The sequence below is a fragment of the Paraburkholderia sp. BR13444 genome (assembly GCF_040948755.1).
In the GTDB taxonomy this organism is placed as follows: domain Bacteria; phylum Pseudomonadota; class Gammaproteobacteria; order Burkholderiales; family Burkholderiaceae; genus Paraburkholderia; species Paraburkholderia youngii.
The window spans coordinates 1-1,548 of sequence record NZ_JBFPKM010000045.1; the positions used below are offsets into that span (position 1 = coordinate 1).

The 1,548-nt window shown below is 54.4% G+C and carries 1 rRNA gene; it reads left to right on the forward strand.

What is annotated here, in order from left to right:
- Positions 1-1,472, forward strand: a 23S ribosomal RNA gene (locus AB3X95_RS38895); the annotation flags it as partial.
- Positions 1,473-1,548 lie beyond the last annotated feature (76 nt).

Sequence of the window (1,548 nt, forward strand, 5' to 3'; positions counted from 1 at the left end):
GATGGGGGGACGGATCGCGGAAGGTTGTCCGGGTGTTGGAAGTCCCGGTCGCTGCATTGGAGAGGGTGCCTTGGCAAATCCGGGCACAGGACTCAAGGGTGTGGCGCGAGCTTCTTCGGAAGCGAAGCAACTGGAAGGGGTTCCAGGAAAAGCCTCTAAGCTTCAGTTTCACAGTGACCGTACCGCAAACCGACACAGGTGGGCGAGATGAGTATTCTAAGGCGCTTGAGAGAACTCGGGAGAAGGAACTCGGCAAATTGGTACCGTAACTTCGGGATAAGGTACGCCCTGGTAGCTTGACTGGCCTGCGCCAGGAGGGTGAAGGGGTTGCAATAAACTGGTGGCTGCGACTGTTTAATAAAAACACAGCACTCTGCAAACACGAAAGTGGACGTATAGGGTGTGACGCCTGCCCGGTGCCGGAAGATTAAATGATGGGGTGCAAGCTCCTGATTGAAGTCCCGGTAAACGGCGGCCGTAACTATAACGGTCCTAAGGTAGCGAAATTCCTTGTCGGGTAAGTTCCGACCTGCACGAATGGCGTAACGATGGCCACACTGTCTCCTCCCGAGACTCAGCGAAGTTGAAGTGTTTGTGATGATGCAATCTCCCCGCGGCTAGACGGAAAGACCCCATGAACCTTTACTGTAGCTTTGCATTGGACTTTGAACCGGTCTGTGTAGGATAGGTGGGAGGCTGTGAAGCGTGAACGCCAGTTTGCGTGGAGCCGTCCTTGAAATACCACCCTGATCTGTTTGAGGTTCTAACCTTGGCCCGTGATCCGGGTCGGGGACAGTGCATGGTAGGCAGTTTGACTGGGGCGGTCTCCTCCCAAAGTGTAACGGAGGAGTACGAAGGTACGCTAGGTACGGTCGGAAATCGTGCTGATAGTGCAATGGCATAAGCGTGCTTGACTGTGAGACTGACAAGTCGAACAGGTGCGAAAGCAGGTCATAGTGATCCGGTGGTTCTGTATGGAAGGGCCATCGCTCAACGGATAAAAGGTACTCTGGGGATAACAGGCTGATACCGCCCAAGAGTTCATATCGACGGCGGTGTTTGGCACCTCGATGTCGGCTCATCTCATCCTGGGGCTGTAGCCGGTCCCAAGGGTATGGCTGTTCGCCATTTAAAGAGGTACGTGAGCTGGGTTTAAAACGTCGTGAGACAGTTTGGTCCCTATCTGCCGTGGGCGCTGGATATTTGAAGGGGGCTGCTCCTAGTACGAGAGGACCGGAGTGGACGAACCTCTGGTGTACCGGTTGTCACGCCAGTGGCATCGCCGGGTAGCTATGTTCGGAAGAGATAACCGCTGAAAGCATCTAAGCGGGAAACTCGCCTTAAGATGAGATATCCCCGGGGCTTCGAGCCCCTTGAAGGGTCGTTCAAGACCAGGACGTTGATAGGTCAGGTGTGCACGTACAGTAATGTACTGAGCTAACTGATACTAATTGCCCGTAAGGCTTGATCCTATAACAGGTGTGTTTCGACATGAGTTAGCGCTTTAGCGCTTACTCAGGTCAACCCCCGCAGGGGGCAGGGCGCCAG